At 62.9% G+C, this 22564-nt stretch carries 20 protein-coding genes; 12 read left to right on the plus strand and 8 right to left on the minus strand.

The window, feature by feature from the left end; all coding sequences use genetic code 11:
- Positions 1 to 4: 4 nt before the first annotated feature.
- The 3 genes from GFU70_RS27050 (at position 5) to GFU70_RS27060 (ending at position 2583) form a co-directional block, all read left to right on the plus strand.
- Positions 5 to 1600: a GMC family oxidoreductase gene (locus GFU70_RS27050; protein ID WP_153389049.1), complete on the plus strand. Its 1596-nt coding sequence runs from the start codon at positions 5 to 7 to the stop codon at positions 1598 to 1600.
- A 115-nt stretch (positions 1601 to 1715) separates the two neighbouring features.
- The gene (gene coaD / locus GFU70_RS27055; RefSeq protein ID WP_003177462.1) at positions 1716 to 2195 is read left to right on the plus strand and encodes a pantetheine-phosphate adenylyltransferase; all 480 of its coding nucleotides are present in this window, start codon (positions 1716 to 1718) and stop codon (positions 2193 to 2195) included.
- Between the two features lie 136 nt (positions 2196 to 2331).
- Positions 2332 to 2583: a YfhL family 4Fe-4S dicluster ferredoxin gene (locus GFU70_RS27060; RefSeq protein ID WP_003206534.1), complete on the plus strand. Its 252-nt coding sequence runs from the start codon at positions 2332 to 2334 to the stop codon at positions 2581 to 2583.
- 162 nt (positions 2584 to 2745) lie between these two features.
- Here GFU70_RS27060 and GFU70_RS27065 read toward each other — a convergent pair whose 3' ends face one another.
- The 3 genes from GFU70_RS27065 to GFU70_RS27075 form a co-directional block, all read right to left on the minus strand.
- A complete protein-coding gene (locus GFU70_RS27065; RefSeq protein WP_058543275.1) occupies positions 2746 to 3066 on the minus strand; it encodes a hypothetical protein in 321 nt (106 codons plus the stop codon).
- Between the two features lie 212 nt (positions 3067 to 3278).
- Positions 3279 to 4091, minus strand: a complete 813-nt coding sequence (gene mutM, locus GFU70_RS27070) for a bifunctional DNA-formamidopyrimidine glycosylase/DNA-(apurinic or apyrimidinic site) lyase (RefSeq protein WP_003206537.1) — start codon at positions 4089 to 4091, stop codon at positions 3279 to 3281.
- Between the two features lie 30 nt (positions 4092 to 4121).
- Positions 4122 to 4937 carry an HDOD domain-containing protein gene (locus tag GFU70_RS27075; RefSeq protein ID WP_165826107.1) on the minus strand — a complete coding sequence of 272 codons (816 nt, stop codon included), beginning with the start codon at positions 4935 to 4937 and terminating at the stop codon, positions 4122 to 4124.
- 232 nt (positions 4938 to 5169) lie between these two features.
- Between GFU70_RS27075 and GFU70_RS27080 the strand changes: the two genes are divergently transcribed.
- The 4 genes from GFU70_RS27080 to ilvD all read left to right on the plus strand — a co-directional run bounded on the left by GFU70_RS27080 (position 5170) and on the right by ilvD (position 10697).
- Positions 5170 to 5709 (plus strand): type 1 glutamine amidotransferase domain-containing protein, encoded by a 540-nt coding sequence (locus GFU70_RS27080; protein ID WP_153389050.1) that lies wholly within the window; start codon positions 5170 to 5172, stop codon positions 5707 to 5709.
- Positions 5710 to 5968: 259 nt separating this feature from the next.
- The gene (locus GFU70_RS27085; protein WP_003206543.1) at positions 5969 to 7165 is read left to right on the plus strand and encodes a class I SAM-dependent rRNA methyltransferase; all 1197 of its coding nucleotides are present in this window, start codon (positions 5969 to 5971) and stop codon (positions 7163 to 7165) included.
- 216 nt (positions 7166 to 7381) lie between these two features.
- On the plus strand, positions 7382 to 8587 hold the full coding sequence (locus tag GFU70_RS27090) for an MFS transporter (RefSeq protein WP_153389051.1): 1206 nt from the start codon (positions 7382 to 7384) through the stop codon (positions 8585 to 8587).
- A 268-nt stretch (positions 8588 to 8855) separates the two neighbouring features.
- On the plus strand, positions 8856 to 10697 hold the full coding sequence (ilvD, locus tag GFU70_RS27095) for a dihydroxy-acid dehydratase (protein WP_058543271.1): 1842 nt from the start codon (positions 8856 to 8858) through the stop codon (positions 10695 to 10697).
- Between the two features lie 157 nt (positions 10698 to 10854).
- On the opposite strand, the gene GFU70_RS27100 is transcribed toward ilvD, so the two are convergent.
- Both GFU70_RS27100 and GFU70_RS27105 read right to left on the minus strand, forming a co-directional pair.
- Positions 10855 to 11910, minus strand: a complete 1056-nt coding sequence (locus tag GFU70_RS27100; protein WP_058543270.1) for a phosphorylcholine phosphatase — start codon at positions 11908 to 11910, stop codon at positions 10855 to 10857.
- Between the two features lie 291 nt (positions 11911 to 12201).
- Complete coding sequence (locus GFU70_RS27105) at positions 12202 to 12714, minus strand: dihydrofolate reductase (protein WP_058543301.1); 513 nt, start codon at positions 12712 to 12714, stop codon at positions 12202 to 12204.
- A gap of 86 nt (positions 12715 to 12800) precedes the next feature.
- Here GFU70_RS27105 and GFU70_RS27110 point away from each other — a divergent pair, with 86 nt between their 5' ends.
- Both GFU70_RS27110 and GFU70_RS27115 read left to right on the plus strand, forming a co-directional pair.
- Positions 12801 to 14168, plus strand: a complete 1368-nt coding sequence (locus tag GFU70_RS27110) for a DUF2868 domain-containing protein (protein WP_153389052.1) — start codon at positions 12801 to 12803, stop codon at positions 14166 to 14168.
- Positions 14161 to 15534, plus strand: a complete 1374-nt coding sequence (locus GFU70_RS27115; RefSeq protein ID WP_153389053.1) for a GTPase/DUF3482 domain-containing protein — start codon at positions 14161 to 14163, stop codon at positions 15532 to 15534. Before GFU70_RS27110 ends, GFU70_RS27115 begins: the two co-directional genes overlap by 8 nt.
- A gap of 238 nt (positions 15535 to 15772) precedes the next feature.
- Here the strand turns inward: GFU70_RS27115 and GFU70_RS27120 are convergent, their stop codons facing one another.
- Positions 15773 to 16264, minus strand: a complete 492-nt coding sequence (locus tag GFU70_RS27120) for a DUF523 domain-containing protein (protein WP_058543268.1) — start codon at positions 16262 to 16264, stop codon at positions 15773 to 15775.
- A 1-nt stretch (position 16265) separates the two neighbouring features.
- On the minus strand, positions 16266 to 16901 hold the full coding sequence (locus GFU70_RS27125) for a 2OG-Fe(II) oxygenase (RefSeq protein WP_058543267.1): 636 nt from the start codon (positions 16899 to 16901) through the stop codon (positions 16266 to 16268).
- A gap of 153 nt (positions 16902 to 17054) precedes the next feature.
- On the opposite strand from GFU70_RS27125, the gene GFU70_RS27130 reads away from it, so the two are divergent.
- Positions 17055 to 17798 carry a DUF2059 domain-containing protein gene (locus GFU70_RS27130; RefSeq protein WP_064106889.1) on the plus strand — a complete coding sequence of 248 codons (744 nt, stop codon included), beginning with the start codon at positions 17055 to 17057 and terminating at the stop codon, positions 17796 to 17798.
- A gap of 61 nt (positions 17799 to 17859) precedes the next feature.
- Here the strand turns inward: GFU70_RS27130 and GFU70_RS27135 are convergent, their stop codons facing one another.
- Positions 17860 to 18807: an alpha/beta hydrolase gene (locus GFU70_RS27135; protein WP_058543300.1), complete on the minus strand. Its 948-nt coding sequence runs from the start codon at positions 18805 to 18807 to the stop codon at positions 17860 to 17862.
- Positions 18808 to 18915: 108 nt separating this feature from the next.
- On the opposite strand from GFU70_RS27135, the gene GFU70_RS27140 reads away from it, so the two are divergent.
- Both GFU70_RS27140 and GFU70_RS27145 read left to right on the plus strand, forming a co-directional pair.
- Positions 18916 to 19491: a DUF6436 domain-containing protein gene (locus GFU70_RS27140; RefSeq protein ID WP_058543266.1), complete on the plus strand. Its 576-nt coding sequence runs from the start codon at positions 18916 to 18918 to the stop codon at positions 19489 to 19491.
- 665 nt (positions 19492 to 20156) lie between these two features.
- Positions 20157 to 22562: a penicillin acylase family protein gene (locus tag GFU70_RS27145; RefSeq protein WP_058543265.1), complete on the plus strand. Its 2406-nt coding sequence runs from the start codon at positions 20157 to 20159 to the stop codon at positions 22560 to 22562.
- The last annotated feature ends 2 nt before the right edge of the window (positions 22563 to 22564 follow it).

Below are 22564 nucleotides of genomic sequence, written 5' to 3' on the forward strand. Positions count from 1 at the left end.
GAACATGCCCGTACCCGATCTCTTCCGCGAAGGCCTGGCCCGTGGCTGGACCACCTACAACGGCGCGCAGTTGTCCCAGGACCTGATCCTGGAGGCCGACGTGGCCATCGTCGGCAGCGGTGCCGGTGGCGGTACCACGGCGGAAATACTCAGTGCTGCCGGCTACAAGGTGTTGCTGATCGAGGAGGGGCCGCTCAAGACCAGTCATGATTTCACGCTGCTCGAAGACCAGGCCTACAGCAGCCTGTATCAGGAAGGCCTCGGGCGCATGAGCAAGGACGGCGCCATCACCATTCTCCAGGGCCGGGCCGTCGGTGGCACGACGCTGATCAATTGGACCTCCAGCTTCCGCACGCCCGACCAGACCCTCGACCACTGGGCCGCCGAGCACAACGTCAAGGGCCACGGCCGCGCTGAAATGGCGCCCTGGTTTGCGCAGATGGAACAACGCCTGGGCGTGGCGCCGTGGCTGGTTCCGCCCAATGCCAACAACGACGTGATCCGCAAGGGTTGTGAACAATTGGGCTACGCCTGGCACGTCATCCCGCGCAACGTACGCGGCTGCTGGAACCTGGGCTATTGCGGCATGGGCTGCCCGACCAACGCCAAGCAGTCGATGCTGGTCACCACCATCCCGGCCACGCTGGACAAGGGCGGCGCGCTGCTTTACCTGGCGCGGGCCGAGCGTCTGACGATCAAAAATGATGCCGTCATCGGCCTCGAGTGCCAAGCCATGGACGAACGTTGCGTGGCGCCGACCGGACGGCGCATCACCGTCAAGGCGCGGCACTACGTGCTGGCGGGCGGCGGAATCAATAGCCCCGGATTGCTGCTGCGCTCCGATGCGCCAGACCCGCATCAACGCCTGGGCAAGCGCACCTTCCTGCACTTGGTGAACATGTCCGCCGGGCAATTCGACGAGGTCATCAACCCGTTCTACGGTGCGCCGCAATCGATTTATTCGGATCATTTCCAATGGCAGGACGGAACCACCGGCAAAATGTCCTACAAGCTTGAAGTCCCGCCCCTGCACCCGGCGCTGGCCGCCACGCTATTGGGCGGCTTCGGCCCCGAGAACGCCTTGCACATGTCCCGGCTGCCCCATACCCACGCCATGCTGGCGCTGTTGCGCGACGGCTTTCATCCAGACAGCCCCGGCGGCAGCGTCGAATTGCGCAGCGACGGCACGCCGGTGCTCGATTATCCCGTGACTCCGTATGCCTGGGATGGCCTGCGCCGGGCCTTCCACAGCATGGCCGAGATCCAGTTTGCCGGCGGCGCCAAGGCGGTCATGCCCTTGCACAACGATGCCCGCTACGTAAAGACCCTGGCCGAAGCCCGCACGCTGATCGACGGGCTCGACCTGGTGTTGTACCGCACACGCCTGGGCAGCGCCCACGTGATGGGCGGTTGCGCCATGGGTGAAGACCCGAAAACCGCCGTCACCGACAGCCTTGGCCGCCATCACCAACTGGGCAACCTGTCGATCCATGACGGCTCGCTGTTCCCCACCAGCATCGGTGCCAACCCGCAATTATCGGTGTACGGGCTGACCGCGCAATTGGCGACGGCCCTGGCCGAGCGCCTGAAAAATCCATGAATTTGCGGATTATTCGCAGCGTCTATAGTGCTTTCTTACGCAACAGCCGACTTGGCCGACCGAGAAGGCTGCGATACCATCCGACTCCCCAACGGACTCCCGCCAGGACGACGCGATGAACCGAGTGTTGTACCCAGGTACCTTCGACCCTATTACCAAGGGCCATGGCGATCTGGTCGAACGCGCCGCGCGCCTGTTCGACCATGTGATCATTGCCGTCGCCGCCAGCCCGAAGAAAAACCCGCTGTTCCCGCTGGAGCAACGTGTGGAACTGGCCCGCGAGGTCACCAAGCACCTGCCCAACGTCGAAGTGGTCGGTTTCTCGACGCTTTTGGCGCACTTTGCCAAGGAAAAAAACGCCAATGTGTTCCTGCGTGGCCTGCGGGCGGTCTCGGACTTCGAGTATGAGTTCCAACTGGCCAACATGAACCGCCAACTGGCACCGGACGTCGAGAGCCTGTTCCTGACGCCGTCTGAGCGCTATTCCTTCATTTCCTCGACCCTGGTACGGGAAATCGCGGCGCTGGGCGGAGATATCACCAAGTTCGTCCACCCGGCCGTGGCCGATGCGCTGACCCTGCGCTTCAAGAAATAATCCGCGGGCTGTGACCCGCTTCGCTGCCCAGCACAGCGCAGTCCATCGCGCCCGCGTGCACTGCGCTCGCCAATGCGGCACAATTGCGCCCATACGTTTTCATATGCCCGGGCCCAACGCCCCGGCAGGAGCCTGCATGTCCCTGATCATCACCGACGACTGCATCAATTGCGACGTCTGCGAACCCGAATGCCCGAACGAGGCCATTTCCCAAGGCGAAGAGATCTACGTCATCGACCCGAACTTGTGCACCCAGTGCGTCGGCCATTACGACGAACCCCAGTGCCAGCAGGTCTGCCCGGTAGATTGCATCCCTCTGGACGAGGCTCATCCGGAAACTGAAGAACAGTTGATGGCCAAGTATCGCAAGATTACCGGCAAGGCTTGAGCCGGGTGGTCTTGTAGCGTCTTTGCCGACCTCTTCGCGAGCAAGCCCGCTCCCACAGGAATCGACTGTGCTCAGATAATTTGTGCCTAAGTACATCCCTTGTGGGAGCGGGCTTGCTCGCGAAGAGGCCCTCAGCCACCACCCATATGTAACTGTTGACCTTCACTCCTGCCGCTCAAACCCCTCCCCAATACACCCCAGGCAGCGCACAAACGTGGCTTTTGCCGGGTCCACCACCAACGCCTTGCCCGCATCGCCTACCCCGCCGCCCAGCGCGGTAAAGGGCAACGACACCACGAATGCCCCGGCACCGACCACAGTAGCGGCCAGCAGCAGCGGACGGGCGATCAGCAGATCGCCGATCATGGCAAAGGCAGGAGGATTCTGGATGGTATAGCGTGGGTCGCCGCTGCCGTCGCTTGCCAAGGCAGGCAAACCGACACTCAGCAGCAGCGCGAGAACGACAGGTCGAAGCAGTTTCATCGGGCGATCCTTCGGCTAAATCAGTATGAAAGTGGCCTGTGTGGCTAGTTCGTTAGCTCAAATTCGGATGCCAGAAGTCCATAGCCAAGGCGCTGTGACGAGTCATAGCCCGCTATGGCGAGGAACAGCAACGCAGGATATGGACTTCTGGCGCCGAAGTTGACTAACAGAACTAGCCACACAGGCCACTTGACTATAGACCGTAGGACAAATCAGCTCTGGCAGCGCGGACACCAGACGCTCGCACGCTGGCCCAGGCGGATTTCCCGCAGCCCCGTGCCACACACCTTGCACAGCTCCCCGCCGCGGCCGTAGACGAACAGTTCCTGCTGGAAATAGCCGGGCTGGCCATCTCCGCCGATAAAGTCCCGCAGCGTGGTGCCGCCGCGCTCGATGGCATGGGCGAGGATGCGCTTGATCTCGATCGCCAGCTTCAGGTAACGCGCCCGGGAAATGCCTCCGGCGGCCCGGCGCGGATCGATCCCGGCGGCGAACAACGCCTCGGTCGCGTAGATATTGCCCACCCCCACCACCACCGCGTTGTCCATGATGAACGGCTTGACCGCCATGGAACGCCCCCGCGAAAGCTGGAACAACCGCTCACCATCGAACAGGTCGGTCAACGGCTCGGGGCCAAGGCGAATCAACAGCTCATGATTGAACGGATCAAGGCTCCAGAGCATCGCGCCGAAGCGGCGAGGGTCGGTGTAGCGCAAGGCCAGCCCGGACTCCAGCTCGATGTCCACGTGCTCGTGCTTGGCGGCAGGCATGCCGACCTCCACCAAGCGCAGGTTGCCGGACATGCCCAGGTGGCTGATCAACGTGCCGACCTCGGCATTGATCAACAGGTACTTGGCCCGCCGCTCGACCTGCACGATGCGCTGGCCCGAAAGCCGCACGTCGAGATCTTCCGGGATCGGCCAGCGCAGGCGGCGGTCGCGGACCACCACGCGACTGACTCGCTGGCCTTCAAGATGGGGCGCGATGCCGCGACGGGTGGTTTCGACTTCCGGCAGTTCTGGCATGGAGTTCTCGCATCAGGCGAAGCACCGCACTCAACGAGAGGCGAGGTCGCGAATTTCCTGTTTCTGGGTCTGGAAGTCGTATTCCGACAAACCGATGTAATCGAGCACAAGGCTGCCGACGCAATCCCACTCGTGGTCTTCGGCCTGATTGCCGAGCACCCGGTGGGACGCACAGATGTTTTCGGACATTTTCAGGATCGCCAGCAGGTTCTTCAGTTGGCTGTTGTTGCGTGAAGACTCGTCGCTGAAGATCGCCAGGGCGTTGTGGTGGTTGGCGATGGCCTGGCTGACGTGATCCGGCAAGCGCCAGGACTTGGAGGTGTAGTAACCGACCACGGCATGGTTGGTGTTGAACACGCGGTTCTCGCTGTCCACCACCCGGCACTCGGCGCTGGCATTGGCGTAGGCCTCTTCCAGCACGCCCATGTAGTTGGGGAACTGCTTGAGCATCAACGGCACGCCGCAGTCGTGGAACAACCCCAATGCATAGGCTTCGTCGCCATTTTCCAGGCCGACGCGCTTGGCCAGGGTCAGGCAAGTCATCGCCACATCCTGTGCGGTATCCCAGAAGCGGTTCAGGGTGACGATGGCGTCGTCGTGCAACTCGCCCTTGATCGACTGCGCGTTGATCAGGTTGATGATCGAACGGCTGCCCAACAGGTTCACCGCGCGCTGGATCGAGGTGATCTTGTTGTGCAAGCCGTAGTACGGCGAGTTGACGATCTTGAGCAGGGCCCCGGAAAGACCAGGATCGTGGGAGATCAGCTTGGCGATGGCCTCCAGGTCCGGGTCGGGCATGTACTGTTCCATCTGCAGATCCACCATGATCTGCGGCTGGGGCGGCACGCTGATGCCTTGCAAGGACTGTTGGATCTGTTCGGCGGAAAGTTCTTTGGACATGAGTACACACTCCGGGTCAGGCGGGGATTCTAACCCTTAAAGATGGATCCGATACACCGCCGGGTAGATCGACGGAACTTTCCTTCAGGCGCAGGCTTCGGACTTTACAGGGCCGACATTCAAGCCTGCATAAAGGCTTGAGTCGGCAGCCCAGCCACTCAGCTTGAGGAGATTTTTCATGCCTGGCTCCCTGAACAACAAACGTGTCGCCATCCTCGTGACCGACGGTTTTGAACAGGCCGAACTGACCGGCCCCCAACAGGCCCTGGAACAGGCCGGCGTCGAGGTGGACATCGTTTCGGCCCGCGAAGGCCAGGTCAAAGGTTGGAACCATGACCAGCCGGCCGACGACTTCCGGATCGACCTGACTTTCAAGGCCGCCAATGTCGAGCAATACGACGCCGTGGTGCTGCCCGGTGGCGTGCAGAACTCCGACACCATCCGCATCGACGCCGATGCCCAGAAGCTGGTCAAAAGCTTCGAGGCGGCGGGCAAGCCCATTGCGGTGATTTGCCATGGCGGCTGGCTGCTGGTGTCGAGCGGGCTGGTCAAGGGCAAGACCATGACCAGCTACAAAACCCTCAAGGATGACCTGGTCAACGCCGGCGCGAACTGGGTCGATAAGGAAGTGGTCAAGGACGGCACGTTGATCAGCAGCCGCCAGCCCGATGACATCCCGGCGTTCAACCGCGAGTTGATCAGCGCGTTGTCCGCCTGAGCCTGCTGCGCTCTGTGTAGGAGCTGGCGAAGCCTGCGATCTTTTGATCTTGATCTTTCGCTTACGATTCAAGTGTCTGGGGAAAGATCGCAGCCTCGTTTCACTCGACAGCTCCTACATAGCTCCTACATAGCTCCTACATAGCTTCTACGCAGCTTCTACGGCTAAGCGAGAGTGTGCTTGCTCACCGCATGTCCACCGCAAGCCCCGCCAGAGTTGCAACACGGTATACTCCCGCTCTTTTTTCCGGAGCGACGTCATGTCCCTGCCTAGCCTGCGCCTCAAAGCCAACGCCGACCGTCGCCTGCGCGCCGGCCACCTGTGGGTCTACAGCAACGAAATCGATGTAGCCGCCACGCCGCTGCACGGCTTCAAGGCCGGCGACCAGGCCATCCTCGAAGCCGCCGGCGGCAAGCCGCTGGGCATCGTTGCGATGAGCCCCAACAACCTGATCTGCGCCCGGCTGCTGTCCCGTGACGTGAAGCTGCCGCTGGACAAATCCCTGCTGGTGCATCGCCTCAATGTGGCGTTGTCCCTGCGCGAGCGGCTGTTCGACAAGCCGTTCTATCGCCTGGTCTACGGTGACTCCGACCTGTTGCCAGGCCTGGTGGTCGACCGTTTCGGCGACATCCTGGTGGTGCAGATCGCCTCGGCCACCATGGAAGCCCACAAGGACGACGTGATCGCCGCCCTGACCCAGGTGCTCAAGCCCAGCGGCATCCTGTTCAAAAACGACTCCGCGGCCCGTGACGCCGAAGGCCTGAACCGCTACGTCGAGACCGTGTTCGGCCTGGTGCCGGAATGGGTCGCGCTGGAAGAGAACGGCGTGAAGTTCGAAGCGCCGGTCATGGAAGGCCAGAAAACCGGCTGGTTCTACGACCACCGCATGAACCGCGCACGCCTGGCCCCGTACGCCAAGGGCAAGCGTGTACTGGACCTGTTCAGCTACATCGGCGGCTGGGGCGTGCAAGCCGCAGCGTTCGGCGCCAGTGAAGTGTTCTGCGTCGATGCCTCGGCCTTCGCCCTCGACGGTGTCGAGCGCAACGCCGCGTTGAACGGCTTCGCCGAGAAGCTGACCTGCATCGAAGGCGACGTGTTCGAAGCCCTGAAGGAACTCAAGGCCAGCGAAGAACGTTTCGACGTGATCGTGGCCGACCCACCCGCTTTCATCAAGCGCAAGAAAGACCTGAAGAACGGTGAAGGCGCCTATCGCCGCCTCAACGAACAAGCCATGCGCCTGCTCAGCAAGGACGGCATCCTGGTCAGCGCGTCGTGCTCGATGCACCTGCCCGAAGACGATCTGCAAAACATCCTGCTGACCAGCGCCCGTCATCTGGACCGCAATATTCAACTGCTCGAACGCGGCGGCCAAGGGCCAGACCATCCGGTACACCCGGCCATTGCCGAAACCCGCTACATCAAGAGCATCACCTGCCGGTTGTTGCCCAACAGCTGAGGCCGGGCGGGGCCAGGGCCATAGCGCTGTGCCCCGCACACTCCAATTGCACTCTGATCGCAGCCTCGGCTGCGATTTTTTTTTGCATGTCTGAATAAGTCCGTAGGAGAACCCCCACGCAATTACCAGAGCCTTCCTACTCAATCTCCCCCACGCCTGGCCGGCATGACGCATTAGGATTGAAAGCGCACCTCAGGCACGTCTTGGAACTGTTCGATGACTGATCCGCAAAACCGCCTGGCCGCCCGCAAACCGGCCATCGTCGGCCTATTGCTGACACTGACACTGCTCGGCGTCTTTCCAATCGACGTCGTGCTGCCTTCGTTCCCTGCCCTCTCCGAGCACTTTGAACGTCCATCGTCGGACATTGCCCTGTCTGTCAGCCTGTACGCAGTGGGCATCGCCCTTTCGCAACTGCTGGTTGGCCCACTCTCCGACACCATGGGGCGAAAAAACCTGCTGCTGATCGGGATCGCTGTTTCAGCGGTCGGCGCAGCAGGTTGCGTGCTTGCCGATGGCTACTGGTCTTTTTTGCTGTTGCGTATTGTCCAAGCCTTGGGGTGTGGCTGCTTCGTGCTGTCCCAAGCGCTGATCCAGGACCTGTTCACCGGCCGGGAACAGCAGCGACTTCGTATTTTCCTGGTCACCTGCGGGGGGATTTTCATTTCCGTTTCGCCCCTGGCCGGCACCGGCCTGCAAAGCTGGATGGGCTGGCGTGGCAGCTTCCTGGTGTTCATTGCCCTGGCAATCGGCGCATTCATCGGCGCCAGTCGTTTACTTCAACGTGGCGCGGCAGGCAGCCAACCCAGGCGACTGGAACTCATCGCTGCCTATCGAAAGGTCTGCCGCGACTTCAGCTTCATGGCCTATTGGCTCACCTCGGCGCTGGCTTTTTCCTGCCATTTCTCGTTCATCGTCATTTCGCCATTGGTCTTGATCGACCAGTTGCACCTCTCGCCCGAAGCTTTTTCACTGGCGCTGCTGGGCTATGGCTTGGCCTACATTGGCGGGGGCGCGGTGGCGACCGTGCTGAGCAATCGCATCGACTCGCAGACGCAAATCATCACCGGCCTGGGCCTGATCCTCGCGGCAGGGATCCTGATGCTGGGGCTTTCCAGTCACCTTGGCTTGTCGGTCACCACCCTGCTGCTGCCCATGATCGTGTGCACCGCCGGGACAACCATTGCCCGCGCAGCCGCACACACCCAAGCCATGAATAGATTTCCCGGGCAGGCTGGCACATCGGCCTCGGCCGGTAGCGTGCTGATCTTCATCGTCGGCGGGCTGACCAGCGCCGCGATCAGCCTCACCCCGCTGGACTTGCAGGTTACCCTGGCCCTCTGCCTGGTCCTGCTCAGCCTGCTGGGGCTGGCCCTCAATGCCCTGGTCCGGCATCGCTACAGGGGCTTGCTGGCCGACTGAACCCTGCCAGTCGTCATCCTACGCACGACATTGGCGCCCAATCAGCTCTTTGCGTCATTTCATCCTGGCGCCAGCGGTGTAGAATCGCGACATTCATCGCCATTCATCCCCGGCGGGTTTATGAGCTCATGCTGAGGCGCGCAGTGATCCTGCAAAGTCATCAGCCACTTCCGGACACACGGCCAAACCCGGGTATTCCAGACGTTGACGCAAGCTCACTTCCCCATTGATACCTGATAAGTACCTGTTTAGCCGCCCGGAGTGCTCCATGCCTGATTACCGCTCGAAAACATCCACCCATGGCCGCAACATGGCCGGCGCCCGTGCCTTGTGGCGCGCCACGGGGATGAAGGATGACGACTTCAAGAAGCCGATCATCGCCATTGCCAACTCCTTCACCCAGTTCGTGCCCGGCCACGTCCACCTCAAGGACCTCGGCCAACTGGTTGCCCGGGAAATCGAACGCGTCGGCGGCGTAGCGAAAGAATTCAACACCATCGCCGTGGACGACGGCATCGCCATGGGTCACGACGGCATGCTCTATTCGCTGCCGAGCCGCGAGATCATCGCCGACTCCGTCGAATACATGGTCAACGCCCACTGCGCCGACGCCATCGTGTGCATTTCCAACTGCGACAAGATCACCCCGGGCATGCTCATGGCCGCCCTGCGCCTGAACATCCCGGTGATCTTCGTCTCCGGCGGCCCGATGGAAGCCGGCAAGACCAAGCTCGCCAGCCACGGCCTCGACCTGGTCGACGCCATGGTGATCGCCGCCGACTCCAGCGCCTCTGACGAGAAGGTTGCCGAGTACGAGCGCAGCGCCTGCCCGACCTGCGGTTCGTGCTCCGGCATGTTCACCGCCAACTCGATGAACTGCCTGACCGAAGCCCTGGGCCTGGCCCTGCCGGGCAACGGTTCGACCCTGGCCACCCACAGCGATCGCGAACAGCTGTTCCTGCAGGCCGGCCGGACGATCGTCGAGCTGTGCAAGCGCTACTACGGCGAGAACGACGACTCGGTGTTGCCGCGCAACATCGCCAACTTCAAGGCGTTCGAAAACGCCATGACCCTGGACATCGCCATGGGCGGTTCCACCAACACCATCCTGCACTTGCTGGCCGCGGCCCAGGAAGCCGAGATCGATTTCGACCTGCGCGACATCGACCGCCTGTCCCGTCACGTGCCGCAACTGTGCAAGGTCGCGCCGAACATCCAGAAGTACCACATGGAAGACGTGCACCGTGCCGGCGGGATCTTCAGCATCCTCGGCTCCCTGGCCCGTGGCGGCCTGTTGCACACCGACCTGCCGACCGTGCACAGCAAGACCATGGCCGAAGGCATCGCCAAGTGGGACATCACCCAGACCACCGACGAGGCCGTGCATCACTTCTTCAAGGCCGGCCCGGCGGGCATCCCGACGCAAACCGCGTTCAGCCAGTCGACCCGTTGGGAAACCCTGGACGACGATCGTGAAAACGGCTGCATCCGCAGCGTCGAGCACGCCTATTCCAAGGAAGGTGGCCTGGCCGTGCTGTACGGCAACATCGCCCTGGATGGCTGCGTGGTGAAAACCGCCGGCGTCGACGAGTCGATCCATGTGTTCGAAGGCAACGCGAAGATTTTCGAAAGCCAGGACAGCGCCGTGCGCGGCATCCTCGCTGACGAAGTGAAGGCCGGCGACATCGTGATCATTCGCTACGAAGGTCCGAAAGGCGGCCCGGGCATGCAGGAAATGCTCTACCCGACCTCCTACCTGAAGTCCAAAGGCCTGGGCAAAGCCTGCGCCTTGTTGACCGATGGCCGGTTCTCCGGCGGTACCTCGGGCCTGTCCATCGGCCACGCTTCGCCGGAAGCAGCGGCGGGCGGTGCCATCGGCCTGGTGCGCGATGGCGACAAAGTCCTGATCGACATTCCGAACCGCTCGATCAACCTGTTGATCAGCGACGAAGAACTGGCCGGGCGCCGCGTCGAACAGGACAACAAGGGCTGGAAACCGGTGGAAGTGCGTCCACGCAAAGTCACCACGGCTCTCAAGGCCTACGCCCTGCTCGCCACCAGCGCCGACAAGGGCGCGGTGCGTAACAAGGCAATGCTCGACGGCCTGTAAGCGTCGACAACGCCCATAAAAAGCCCCGCCAAGTGCGGGGCTTTTTTTGATTCCAGTTCGCCCCTTGGAGCCAAGTGCTCTTTGTGGCGAGGGAGCTTGCGCCCTCGCCACGGGTTCATCCCCTTTCGAATCCCTGATAATCCCTGTGGGACGGGGGTTACTGGATATCTTCCGGTTTGACGATCACCCAGTTCTTGTCCGCCGTCACCGACAGCCCTTCCTTGGCCTGGGCGGCAGCGTGCTTGGCCATCATGCCGTTAATCTGGGTCATGTATTTGTCCTTGCGGTTGACCCACAGATGGATGCCGCCCTTGGCCACGTCCACATCGTGGAACAGCATGTAGCCGTCACTGCTCGGCGTGTCACCGGCCACCAGCACCGGTTTCTTCCATTCGTCGATGTACGTCAGGATCGCCGCGTGCTTGCCGGCCATCCAGGTCGCCGGGGTCCACAGGTAAGGCGTGTACTCCAGATCAAGGTTGGCCTTCTCGTCATACTTGCCCGCGGTGATTTGTTTGCGGGCGGTGGTCAGCTCGCCAGTCTTGCGGTCCTTGAGCAACGTGGTCACGCCGATCACATTCTGCGGCTTGAGGTTGTAGCCATACTTCGGATCCGAGGCGACCATGCGCACCAGCTCTTCGGAAGCGGCGGTCATGACATAGACCTCGATGCCGTTTTCCATCAGCTTGTTGTACAGCTCGGCCTGGCCGGTGAAGATTTTCGGTGGGTTGACGCTGTACTGGACCACCTTGTCGCCGTCGTAATACGTGGTCTGCACTGGCTTGCCGGACGCCATCAGTTCGTCGACGTAGCCCTTGAGCTCCTTGAGGGTAAAGCCGGAAAACACCTGGGCCACCCAGGGGTAGCAGACCATGTCATCGACTTCGCACAGGCGGTAGTAATAGCTGAACAGGCTTTCCTTGTGGTCGGCGGTGTCCTTGAACGGCATCAGCTTCAAGGACGGGTCCAGGGTTTCCCGGGTGATGAGGCCCTTGTTCTCCAGGAACGGCAGCAACGACTCCTCAAGGTCGTAGCGGTAACTGGTGTTGTCCATGTCGAACACCGCGTAGTTACCCTTGTTGGCGTTGGCCGCGATCATCGCCTCCAGGGCCTTGGCTTGTTCCGCCGGCCAGTGCTTGAGGTCAGTGGCCAGTGCCTGGCCAACCAGACCAAGGCTCAAGGCGACAGCGAGAAAACGAGGTACGAGCTTCATCGGCATTTCTCCCGGGTTCAAAAGAACTCGACGCTAACAAATGCTTGTGACAGTCCTCGCCTACCCGCGACCGCTTACGTCTTGATAGCGCCAGCGACATATCCGTAAACGTCGCCGCCTTATTCCATAAACGACAATCCAGATGCGTTTTTAGTATTAACTCGTTAGTTATCAGGCTATTAGGCTCACTGGCTCGCAGTCGCGGCCTCAGGTGACTGGCACCCGCCTTATCAGAGTTTTTTGATGAATCTGCCGCGGATCCTCAATCCTCAGATATCGCTCCCACATGGCCTACAGCTTTTCCCACACCTCAAAGCTATAGGCCGGCTTGTCCCCTTCGGCCGGGTTTGGCTGGCTCGAAACCAGCGTCCACTGGCTCGGATCAAATGCCGGGAACCACGCATCCCCTTCCGGGCTCAGCGCCACGCGGGTCAGGTACAGCCGATCCGCCTGCTCCAGGGCCTGGGCGTACAGTTGGGCACCGCCAATCAGCATCAACTCGTCGACGCCTTGTTCCTGCGCCCACGCTTGGGCCCGCGCCACCGCGGCCTCCAGGGTGGAAAACACTTCTGCGCCCTCCAGCACCAGGCCCGGCTGACGGCTGACCACGATGTTCAGGCGTCCCGGCAGCGGTCGACCGAGGGAATCCCAGGTCTTGCGCCCCATGATGATCGGCTTGCCCAGGGTGGTGGCCTTGAAGTATTTGAAATCCCCCGGCAGGTGCCAGGGCATGCGGTTGTCGACGCCGATCACACGGTTTTCACCGAGGGCTGCGATCAGGCTTAAAGGGAGAGTTTTGTTCATGGCCGCGAGGATACCAGAGGCCCGTCGTACCCCGACAGGCATCACAGCGGTTATGCTCAACCCTCATTCGAGCAACGGAAGCACCCGTGACAGCACTGCAGAACCTCTGGTTGACCGAGACGATACGCCTGCGTGAAGAACACGCCGGCCCGCTCGAGGACCAGGAAGCCAATCGCCTGGCCCGTGCGGCAGGCGGCGACTTAGCCACTCGCATCCACCACCGCGCCCGCTGGCTGGCCGAACGCGATGGCCTCACCGCGGCCCTGCACCACTGGCTGCAAGGGGCGCGCCTGGCGCTGATCGCATTGGCGCTGCTCGCCATCATCAGCGGCGCCGGCCTGGGCTTTGCCGCACTCGGCGACGGGCAGGCACCGGTCAATGTGTTCTGGGCCTTGGGCAGTCTGTTGGGGCTGAACCTGATCCTGCTTATCGGCTGGGCCCTGGGCCTGATATTCGCTGGCGAGCAAGGCGCAACGCTGGGACGCCTGTGGTTGTGGCTCAGCGAAAAATTCGCCCGCGACGCCAAGGCTGCCCACCTGGCGCCGGCCCTGCTGCTGTTGCTGCAACGGCACAAACTCAATCGCTGGGCCCTCGGTGTGTTGGTCAACGGCCTGTGGCTGCTGGCGATGCTCAGCGCGCTGGTCATCGTGCTTCTGCTGATGGCGACCCGGCGCTATGGCTTCGTCTGGGAAACCACCCTCCTCGGCGGTGAGACCTTCGTCGCCATGACCCAGGCCCTCGGCGCGCTGCCCGCCCTGCTGGGTTTCAGCGTGCCAACGGTGGAAATGATCCGCGCCAGTGGCGACGGAGCCCTGAACATCGAGAGCGCCCGCCAGGCCTGGGCCACCTGGCTAGTGGGTGTGCTGCTGGTCTATGGCCTGTTGCCGCGCTTGTGCCTGGCACTGCTGTGCCTGTGGCGCTGGCGGCGCGGCCGCACCACCCTGCGCCTGGACTTGAACCTGCCCGGCTATGCCCAATTGCGTGAACGGCTGATGCCCAGCAGCGAGCGACTGGGCGTCAACGACGCCGCCCCCGCGCAATTGCATCGAGTCGAAAGTGCTGTCAGTGCAATGGACAGCGACGGCGCGCTGCTGGTGGCAATCGAGTTGGACGATCGACCCTGGCCACCCAAGCTGCCCGAGACCGTGAAAAACGCCGGCATTCTCGACAGCCGCGAGTCTCGCCACAAACTCCTTGAACAACTGTCGCGCTTTCCCCCTGCGCGCCTGGCTATTGCCTGTGACCCACGCCGTTCACCGGACCGCGGCAGCCTGGCGCTGATCGCCGAGCTGGCCCGTTGCGCCAGCGCCACCCGCGTCTGGCTGTTGCAGGCACCGCCCGGCGAAGCGCTGGACGCCGAGCGCCTGGGCGACTGGCATACCGCACTGCAACAGTTGCAGTTGCCCTTCGCCGACTGCATGCCCTTGAACTGGCTGGAGACCGGCCATGACTGAGCCCATGAAGCCGCTGAAGCTGGCGGTGGTCGGCCACACCAATGTGGGCAAGACCTCGCTGCTGCGTACCTTGACCCGCGACGTCGGCTTCGGCGAAGTGTCCCATCGCCCGAGCACCACTCGGCATGTCGAGGGCGCGCGCCTGTCGGTGGATGGCGAAGCGCTGCTGGAACTGTACGACACGCCAGGCCTGGAGGACGCCATCGCCCTGCTCGATTACCTCGAGCGCCTGGAGCGTCCTGGCGAACGCCTGGATGGCCCGGCGCGCCTGGCCCGCTTCCTCGAGGGCAGCGAGGCGCGGCAACGCTTCGAACAAGAAGCCAAGGTACTGCGCCAACTGCTCGCCAGCGATGCTGGGCTGTATGTGATCGATGCCCGGGAGCCAGTGCTGGCCAAGTACCGCGATGAACTGGAAGTGCTCGCCAGTTGTGGCAAGCCGCTGCTGCCCGTGTTGAACTTCGTCAGCAGCGCCCACCATCGCGAGCCCGACTGGCGCGAAGCCCTGGCGCGATTGGGGCTGCACGCCCTGGTACGTTTTGACAGCGTGGCCCCGCCCGAGGACGGCGAGCGGCGCCTGTATGAGAGCCTCGCGCTGTTGCTGGAAAGCGCCCGTGAGCGGTTGGATCGACTGGTCGCCGACCAACAGGTTCAACGCCTGGCCCGGCAGCAGAGCGCGGCGCGCGTGATCGCTGAACTGCTGATCGACTGCGCCGCCTGCCGACGCAGCGTCGCCAGCGACGCCGAGCTGGAACGCGAGGCCATCAGTAAACTGCGCAACGCGGTGCGCCAGCGCGAACAGCGTTGTGTCGAGGCCCTGCTCAAGCTCTATGCTTTCCGTCCCCAGGACGCCGCCGCCAGCGACCTGCCGCTGCTCGACGGACGCTGGGGCGACGACCTGTTCAACCCCGAGACCCTCAAGCAACTGGGCGTGCGCGTCGGTGGCGGGATCGCGGCGGGCGCGGCGGCCGGGGCTGGCGTCGATTTGCTGGTGGGCGGCCTGACCCTTGGGGCCGCCGCCCTGGCCGGGGCCATTGTCGGCGGCACCCTGCAAACCGCCCGCAGCTATGGCAACCGTCTGATGGGCAAGCTCAAGGGCCAACGGGAACTGACAGTGGACGACAGCGTGCTGCGCCTGTTGGCCCTGCGCCAACGCCAACTGCTGCAAGCCCTCAACCAGCGCGGCCATGCGGCGATGGACAGCATCCGCATCGCCACGCCCCAGGACAAGACCTGGCGCGAAGGCAAGCTGCCCGAAGCCTTGAACAAGGCGCGGGCGCATCCGCAATGGTCATCCCTGAATACTCAACCGCGATTGAGCCAGGCAGAGCGCCAAGAGCTGATAGAGCAGCTGGCCGAGCAGCTCTGAACGACACGAAACCTTGCTCCCACTGGGCTCTGTAGGAGCTGGCGAAGCCTGCGATCTTTTGATCTTTTGATCTTTTGATCTTTCGCTTGAGATTCAAGTGTTTTGGAAAGATCGCAGCCTCGTTGCACTCGACAGCTCCTACGCAGCTCCTACATAGCTCCTACATAGCTCCTACATAGCTCCTACGCAGCTCCTTCGGCCCAACGGGGATAAATCCCCTCGCCACAAAAGCAATCCATCAGTCGTTGCTCAAGGCCTTGAGGGCCGCCGCCGCTTCAGGCAACTCCAGTTCACTGAATACCTTCACGCCATGGCGCTTGAGCAACGCAGCCGTCACGCCTTCGCCGCTGACCTTCACACCGCTGAACGTTCCATCATAGGTCTGCAGGTTGCCGCACGACGGGCTGTTGGCCTTGAGCACGGCGATGCGGATGCCGTGTTCACGCACCCGCTCCAACGCTTGATACGCGCCTGACAGGAACTGCGCACTCACATCCTCGCCGTCGGTGGTGATGACCATTGCCTGGTCGTCGAGCACTTGCGCCCCCTGCCCGCCAGCAATCTCCGCCGCCGCCCGAGGCGTGGGCAAGCCGCCGGCGACTTCCGGGCACAGCGGCACGATCCGGCCTTCGTCGAGCCACTGCTGAAGTTGATCGAACGGCCCGCTGGCGCCGCCGTCGTAACGCACGCGATGCCCGAGCAGGCAGCGACTGACCAAGACCTTTTCCATCTCAGAACAACTCATTGCCACGACGACGAAACCAACCGGTCAAGGACAGGCGATTGCGCGTGGCCGGCAGCACTTCATGGGGAATGCCCCCCGACAGGAACACCACCAGGCAACCGCCGATGGGCACCACCTCCCGCTCCACGCCATCCTCCAGGTACATGCGCAACTGGCCGCCGTGCTCCGGTAGCCAATCATCGTCGTTGAGGTAGAGCACCGCCGACACCATGCGTCGGTCGTCATCGCGAAAGCGGTCGACATGCCTGAGGTAGAACGCGCCGGGTGGGTAGAGGGCAAAGTGACTTTCGAAGTCTTCCAGGCCCAGGAACAACCCACGATTCATCGCCTCGCGCAGGCTGTCCATCAGCGCCAGGTAATGGTCGCAGGCTTGCGCCTGGCCGGGTTCGATCCACTGGATGTGATCACCCCGGATCCCTTCGCGGATCTCCGAGAACGGCCCGCGCCCGACCGCTGCCGGGGCCAGTTCGCCCTCGGCGGCACGCTGGCGGCATTCAGCCGCCAGGGTGCGGGTCAGCGCATCCGGCAGGAAGAGGTTCTGCTGCGACCAGCCGCGCTCGGCCAGGTCGTCGACGATACGTAACAGCAGCGGGTGATCAGAAGGTATTTGCATGGCGCGCATAGTATGCCTGTGCCTGCAAAACCGACAGCGCCACGCAGCGGGTTCGCTGCGTCAGTTCGCTGCGTCAAATTGCACCGCCGTACGAACTTGATACGAATTCTCGACAAGACCCCACACCCCACGGAGAATAGTCGGCTGCTGACAGGAGTCCCTATGCGCCGTTTGCTTTTCTCACTGTTGATGTTCTGTGTTTTGCCCGCCTGGGCAGACAGCTACGACCAGTTGTACAAGGTCGCCGGCTGGCCGCAACAGCGGGCGCATTTCAGTGACGCCTTGAGCGCTGCCCAGCAGCGCTATCAGAGCAGCCTGCCGCCGGCGGTGTTCCAGGCCCTGGTGAACAACAGCAATCAACGTTTTGCCCCCCAGGCCATGGACCAGCGGGCCGAGGCGCAAATGCGCAGCAATCTTCAAGACCCGAGCCCGGCCCTGAGCTTTTTCCAATCGCCCCTGGGCCGCAAGGTCGTGGCGGCCGAGTTGCTGGCGACCCGGCGCGATCAATTGGCGAAAAACGCCAAGGGCCTGCCGAAGATGCCCGCCAGCGACAACCGCCTGTTGATCATCGGCCACCTGGCCCAGGCCCTGCCCGCCCGCGAGGCCGGCGCCGAAGTCAGCCTGGCGATCGCCGGCGTGGCGGCCGACAGCCTGAGTTCGATGATCCCGGGGCTCCTGGGGGCCGGCCAGGCCCAAGGCATGCTCAATGGCCAGCGCCAACGGTTGATGGAACAGATCGGCGCGGACCTGAACAACACGCTGCTATACGTCTACCGTGACCTGACGGATACCGAACTGGAAGAGTTCGCCACCTTCGCCGAATCGACCGAGGGCCAGGCTTATTATCAAGCGGCCTTGGCGGCGATTCGGGCGGGATTGGCGGTGGGGCAGAATCTCGGGCAGTAGATAGATCATCCGCGTCTGCCATACCGCTTTCGCGAGCAAGCCCGCGAAGGCGATTGATCAGTCACCGCCGAACCCGGCTCATCCGCTTGCTCAAGAACCCAAACATCTCCTGCCGCATCGCCAGTGCCTCATTCGCCAAATGATGGCGCCCCTCGGGCAACATCAACACCTGCGGCCGATCGAACTTGCTGCGCAGCACTTGCAGGTTATGCACCCAATCCACCGTCATGTCCGCCTGCCCCTGCACGATCAAGGGCTGGCGCGGGCTGCTCGGGGCGGCTTCGATACGTTTGATCCATTGCCCCAACGCGCCCACCCAGGCGGTGGGCAGGCGCAGAGGTTGCAATGGGTCGGCTTGCAGGAAGGGCAGGAACTGCGGGTCGGTGGAGTTCTCGCTGAAACGCCGGGCGATACCGCTCACGAAGGGCTTGAGCAGGTAATAACTCAGGCGCGACCACCCCCAGGCCCGCGGCCGCACCAGGGGCGATAGCAGGATGACCTGGCCCTGGGCCGGGCTCTGCGCGCCCTGATTGAGCACGTGATCGACGACAATGGCCCCGCCGGTGCTTTGCCCGCATAGATGCCAGGGCTGCGGCAGGCCCAGCGTCCCGGCCTCGGCCAACAGCCCCTGCAACGTGGCCTGGTACTCGGCAAAATCCTCGATGCTGGCGCGTTCGCCGCTGGACAGGCCGTGTCCCGGCAGGTCGCAGGCGATCACCGCGAATTTCTGCTCCAGGGCCCACTCGATCAAGTGGCGATACAGCCCCATGTGATCGTAGTAACCGTGGAACACAAACAAGGTCGCCACGGCTTTTTCCGGCCACCAGACCTGGCTGACCAACTCATACCCGCCCACTTCGAAGCGCCCCAACCCCTTGCGCACGACGCGCTGGGGAAAGTCCAGCCCATAGAACCGCTGGTAGGCCTGGGCTTGCTCGGACAGGGCTTGCCACTGGGCCAGCGGTTGCAGGCTGGCACGCAGGAGATCGGGGTCGAAAGTGGCAGGCATCAAGATTTCCAGGCATAGGCGCATCGCGCGAAACAGACTTTGTAGGCCTGCGATATTCATCTGTCGCGGCAGGCATGGCAAGCTACGCGCCTTCAGAGGATCGACTCCATGCGCCCGTCCCACCGCACGACCTTGCTCGCCAGCCTGCTCGCCCTCGGATGCGCCGTCGTCTTGTGGATGGCCTACGACTGGTTCCAAGGCCGTTTCCTGCGGGCCTTCAGCCAACACACAGCGGTGTTTTCCGGCGATCCTTTGCGCCTGCCTGCCGATCTGGCCGGCCCCGGCGCAATACGCCTGGTGCATTTCTGGGACCCGGCGTGCCCATGCAATGTCGGCAACCAGCAGCACCTTTCCGAGTTGATCGATAAATATGTGCCGCAAGGCGTCGAGTTTTATGCAGTACAAAAAGCCGGCAGCCAAGGTCAGCTGCCGGCCACGTTGAGCCACTTGAAAACCCTCCCGGCGCTCCCCGGCTCGAGCCAGATTCCTGCAAGCCCGGCCGTGGCGATCTGGGATCGCAGCGGCAAACTGGCGTACTTCGGCCCCTACAGCGAAGGCCTGACCTGCAACTCGAGCAACAGCTTCATCGAGCCGATTCTCGAGGCATTGAGTATTAACCGACAAGTTAACGCGACCCATACCCTGGCGGTGGGTTGTTATTGTGCGTGGTCGACTTCAAATTGATCTAGCGACACTACTGCCGAATCAAGCAAACGTACCGTGGCAGAACATCACCAATCCAAACCGGGACAGCCTGCCCCATACCCAACCCCCAGGTGTGGGACGCGCTATCGAGAACCTCTATACCACCACTCGCGGCGCTAACCAGCTGGCTACGCAAGCCACTGTCGCGGGGCTCAACGTAGGTGCCGAGTGGATTCAGAGCTTGGCACCGAGATCTAAAAACCCTGGTGCTGGCGACAATATGGAGCTGGCGGAACGAGGCGAAGCGCGGACCCAGGGCGGGCCGGCCAACGAACCAGCACCCACCACCCGGCCAAGCTGATGAAACCGCCGGGCCATCGACGATCACCGGTTGAAACGCCCTTCTACGCCGGCCACAGGAGCCTCCTGTGGCCGGCCCTCGCGACACACGCCGACTCATATCCCTTTGTGCTTCGACGACGGCCGACGTGATTGCCGTGCCGATCGCCGATAGCCTTCCGATTCGCGGCACCGGCCTCCAAAGCCCAGCCGCTACCCGAAACCTTCCACCGCCTATACTCCCGCCCGCGAGGCGACCTGGAGAAAATCCCTCCGACGGACGATGGGCCGGGAAGCAGCCGTATGCTAAACAGGGAATCAACAGCGAGACCATGGAGCCGCTGTCATCAGAATAAGGAATCACCATGAAACGCACCCTCATCGCCTTTCTGTCATTGCTCGTCACCGCGATCATCGTTGCGGGCGGCTACCTCTACAGCAAGCAGCCCACCCGCCAGGGCACGGTACAGTTGCAAGGGCTGCAGGGCTCGGTGACGGTGCGCTACGACGAACGCGGTGTGCCGCATATCCGCGCCGAAAACGAAACCGACCTGTACCGCGCCCTTGGTTATGTCCATGCCCAGGATCGGCTGTTCCAGATGGAGATCATGCGCCGCCTCGCCCGTGGTGAGCTGGCCGAGGTGCTGGGGCCGAAACTGCTCGACACCGACAAGCTGATGCGCAGCCTGCGCATCCGCGAGCGTGCCGCGGCCTACGTGACCGAGCAGGACCCGCAATCCCCGGCCTGGATCGCCATGCAGGCCTACCTGGACGGCATCAACGCCTATCAGGACAGCCACACCCGCCCCGTGGAGTTCGATGTGCTGGGCATTCCCAAGCGCCCCTTCACCGCCGAAGACACCGTGAGCATTACCGGCTACATGGCCTACAGCTTCGCCGCCGCCTTTCGCACCGAACCCCTGCTGACCTACGTGCGCGATGTGCTGGGTGCCCACTACCTGAGCATTTTCGACCTCGACTGGCAGCCTCAGGGCGTGCTGGCCGAAGGTCGCAAGGGCAGCCTGCCGCTGGCCGCCGCCGATTGGAAAGACCTCAATGCCCTGGCCCGCCTGAGCGAGCAGGCCCTGGCCGATAATGGCCTGCCGCAGTTCGAGGGCAGCAATGCCTGGGCGGTCTCCGGCAGCCGCACCCACAGCGGCAAGCCGTTGCTGGCGGGTGACCCGCACATCCGCTTTTCCACGCCTTCGGTGTGGTACGAAGCGCACTTGTCGGCCCCGGGGTTCGAACTCTACGGGCAGTACCAGGCGCTGATGCCCTTTGCGACGCTGGGCATGAACCGGGATTTCGGCTGGAGCATCACCATGTTCCAGAACGACGACCTGGACCTGATCGCCGAGAAGGTCAACCCGGACAATCCCGAACAGGTCTGGTATCGCGACAAATGGGTGGACATGACCCGCAGCGAGCAGCAGATCGCAGTCAAGGGCCAGGCGCCGGTGACGCTGGTGCTGCGCCAGTCGCCCCATGGCCCGATCGTCAATGATGCCCTCGGCGCGAATGCCGGCAAGACCCCGGTCGCCATGTGGTGGGGATTCCTGGAAAGCCGCAACCCGATCCTCGACGCCTTTTACCAGCTCAACCGCGCCGACACCCTGGCCAAGGCCCGTGGTGCTTCGGCCAAGATCCACGCACCGGGGCTGAACGTGGTGTGGGCCAATGCCAAGGGGGACATCGGCTGGTGGGCCGCCGCGCAACTGCCCAAGCGGCCGGCCGGCGTGAAGCCCGGCTTCATCCTCGACGGCAGCAGCCCGGAGGCGGAAAAGGAAGGCTTCTATCCGTTCAGCAGTAACCCGCAGGAAGAGAATCCGGCGCGGGGCTACATCGTCTCGGCCAACTTTCAGCCGGTGCCGGCCAGCGGCATCGAGATCCCGGGTTACTACAACCTCGCCGACCGCGGCCAGCAACTCAACCACCAGCTCAGCGACAAGCAGGCGAAGTGGGACATCGAAACCACCCAGGCACTGCAACTGGGCACCACCACCGCCTATGGCCCTCGCCTGCTCGCGCCTTTGCTGCCGGTACTGCGTGAAGTGGTCAGCGACCCGCAGGAACGCAAATGGGTGGAACAACTGGCTCAATGGCCGGGCGATTACCCCCTGGACTCCACCAGTGCCACGCTGTTCAACCAGTTCCTGTTCAACCTGGCCGACGCCGCCCTGCACGATGAGCTGGGCGACGGGTTCTTCGAAACCGCCCTGTCGACCCGGGTGATCGACGCGGCCTTGCCACGCCTGGCAGCTACCGAGAACTCACCGTGGTGGGATGACCGCACCACCCTCGGTACCGAGACCCGTGCCGACACCGTGAAAAAGGCCTGGGCCAAGAGCCTGGCGCACCTGAAGGTCACCCTCGGCGACGATGCCTCGCAATGGCAGTGGGGTAAGGCCCACACCCTGACCCACGGTCACCCGCTGGGCATGCAAAAGCCGCTGGACCGGATCTTCAACGTCGGCCCCTTCGCCGCGCCGGGCACCCACGAGGTGCCCAACAACCTCTCCGCCAAAATCGGCCCGGCACCGTGGCCGGTGACCTACGGGCCTTCGACACGGCGCATCATCGACTTCGCCGACCCGAGCCACAGCGTCACCATCAACCCCGTCGGCCAGAGCGGCGTGCCGTTCGACAAGCATTACGAGGACCAGGCCGAGGCATACATAGAGGGGCTGTATCACCAGGCGCACCTGGCCGAGGAAGAAGTGACGGCCAATACCCATGGCACCTTGAAACTGTTGCCGGCCCGGGCGCCCTGAAT

The sequence above is a fragment of the Pseudomonas brassicacearum genome (assembly GCF_009601685.2).
GTDB lineage: Bacteria > Pseudomonadota > Gammaproteobacteria > Pseudomonadales > Pseudomonadaceae > Aquipseudomonas > Aquipseudomonas kilonensis_B.

What these genes read in the sequence shown, in the direction of transcription:
- GFU70_RS27050 (WP_153389049.1), top strand. Translation starts at nt 5, where the DNA reads ATGCCCGTACCCGATCTCTTCCGCGAAGGCCTGGCCCGTGGCTGGACC.
- GFU70_RS27100 (WP_058543270.1), bottom strand. Translation starts at nt 11,910, where the DNA reads ATGAAGCTCGTACCTCGTTTTCTCGCTGTCGCCTTGAGCCTTGGTCTG.
- GFU70_RS27060 (WP_003206534.1), top strand. Translation starts at nt 2,332, where the DNA reads ATGTCCCTGATCATCACCGACGACTGCATCAATTGCGACGTCTGCGAA.
- GFU70_RS27140 (WP_058543266.1), top strand. Translation starts at nt 18,916, where the DNA reads ATGCGCCCGTCCCACCGCACGACCTTGCTCGCCAGCCTGCTCGCCCTC.
- GFU70_RS27080 (WP_153389050.1), top strand. Translation starts at nt 5,170, where the DNA reads ATGCCTGGCTCCCTGAACAACAAACGTGTCGCCATCCTCGTGACCGAC.
- GFU70_RS27125 (WP_058543267.1), bottom strand. Translation starts at nt 16,901, where the DNA reads ATGCGCGCCATGCAAATACCTTCTGATCACCCGCTGCTGTTACGTATC.
- coaD (WP_003177462.1), top strand. Translation starts at nt 1,716, where the DNA reads ATGAACCGAGTGTTGTACCCAGGTACCTTCGACCCTATTACCAAGGGC.
- GFU70_RS27090 (WP_153389051.1), top strand. Translation starts at nt 7,382, where the DNA reads ATGACTGATCCGCAAAACCGCCTGGCCGCCCGCAAACCGGCCATCGTC.
- GFU70_RS27085 (WP_003206543.1), top strand. Translation starts at nt 5,969, where the DNA reads ATGTCCCTGCCTAGCCTGCGCCTCAAAGCCAACGCCGACCGTCGCCTG.
- mutM (WP_003206537.1), bottom strand. Translation starts at nt 4,091, where the DNA reads ATGCCAGAACTGCCGGAAGTCGAAACCACCCGTCGCGGCATCGCGCCC.
- GFU70_RS27115 (WP_153389053.1), top strand. Translation starts at nt 14,161, where the DNA reads ATGACTGAGCCCATGAAGCCGCTGAAGCTGGCGGTGGTCGGCCACACC.
- ilvD (WP_058543271.1), top strand. Translation starts at nt 8,856, where the DNA reads ATGCCTGATTACCGCTCGAAAACATCCACCCATGGCCGCAACATGGCC.
- GFU70_RS27105 (WP_058543301.1), bottom strand. Translation starts at nt 12,714, where the DNA reads ATGAACAAAACTCTCCCTTTAAGCCTGATCGCAGCCCTCGGTGAAAAC.
- GFU70_RS27135 (WP_058543300.1), bottom strand. Translation starts at nt 18,807, where the DNA reads ATGCCTGCCACTTTCGACCCCGATCTCCTGCGTGCCAGCCTGCAACCG.
- GFU70_RS27120 (WP_058543268.1), bottom strand. Translation starts at nt 16,264, where the DNA reads ATGGAAAAGGTCTTGGTCAGTCGCTGCCTGCTCGGGCATCGCGTGCGT.
- GFU70_RS27130 (WP_064106889.1), top strand. Translation starts at nt 17,055, where the DNA reads ATGCGCCGTTTGCTTTTCTCACTGTTGATGTTCTGTGTTTTGCCCGCC.
- GFU70_RS27145 (WP_058543265.1), top strand. Translation starts at nt 20,157, where the DNA reads ATGAAACGCACCCTCATCGCCTTTCTGTCATTGCTCGTCACCGCGATC.
- GFU70_RS27065 (WP_058543275.1), bottom strand. Translation starts at nt 3,066, where the DNA reads ATGAAACTGCTTCGACCTGTCGTTCTCGCGCTGCTGCTGAGTGTCGGT.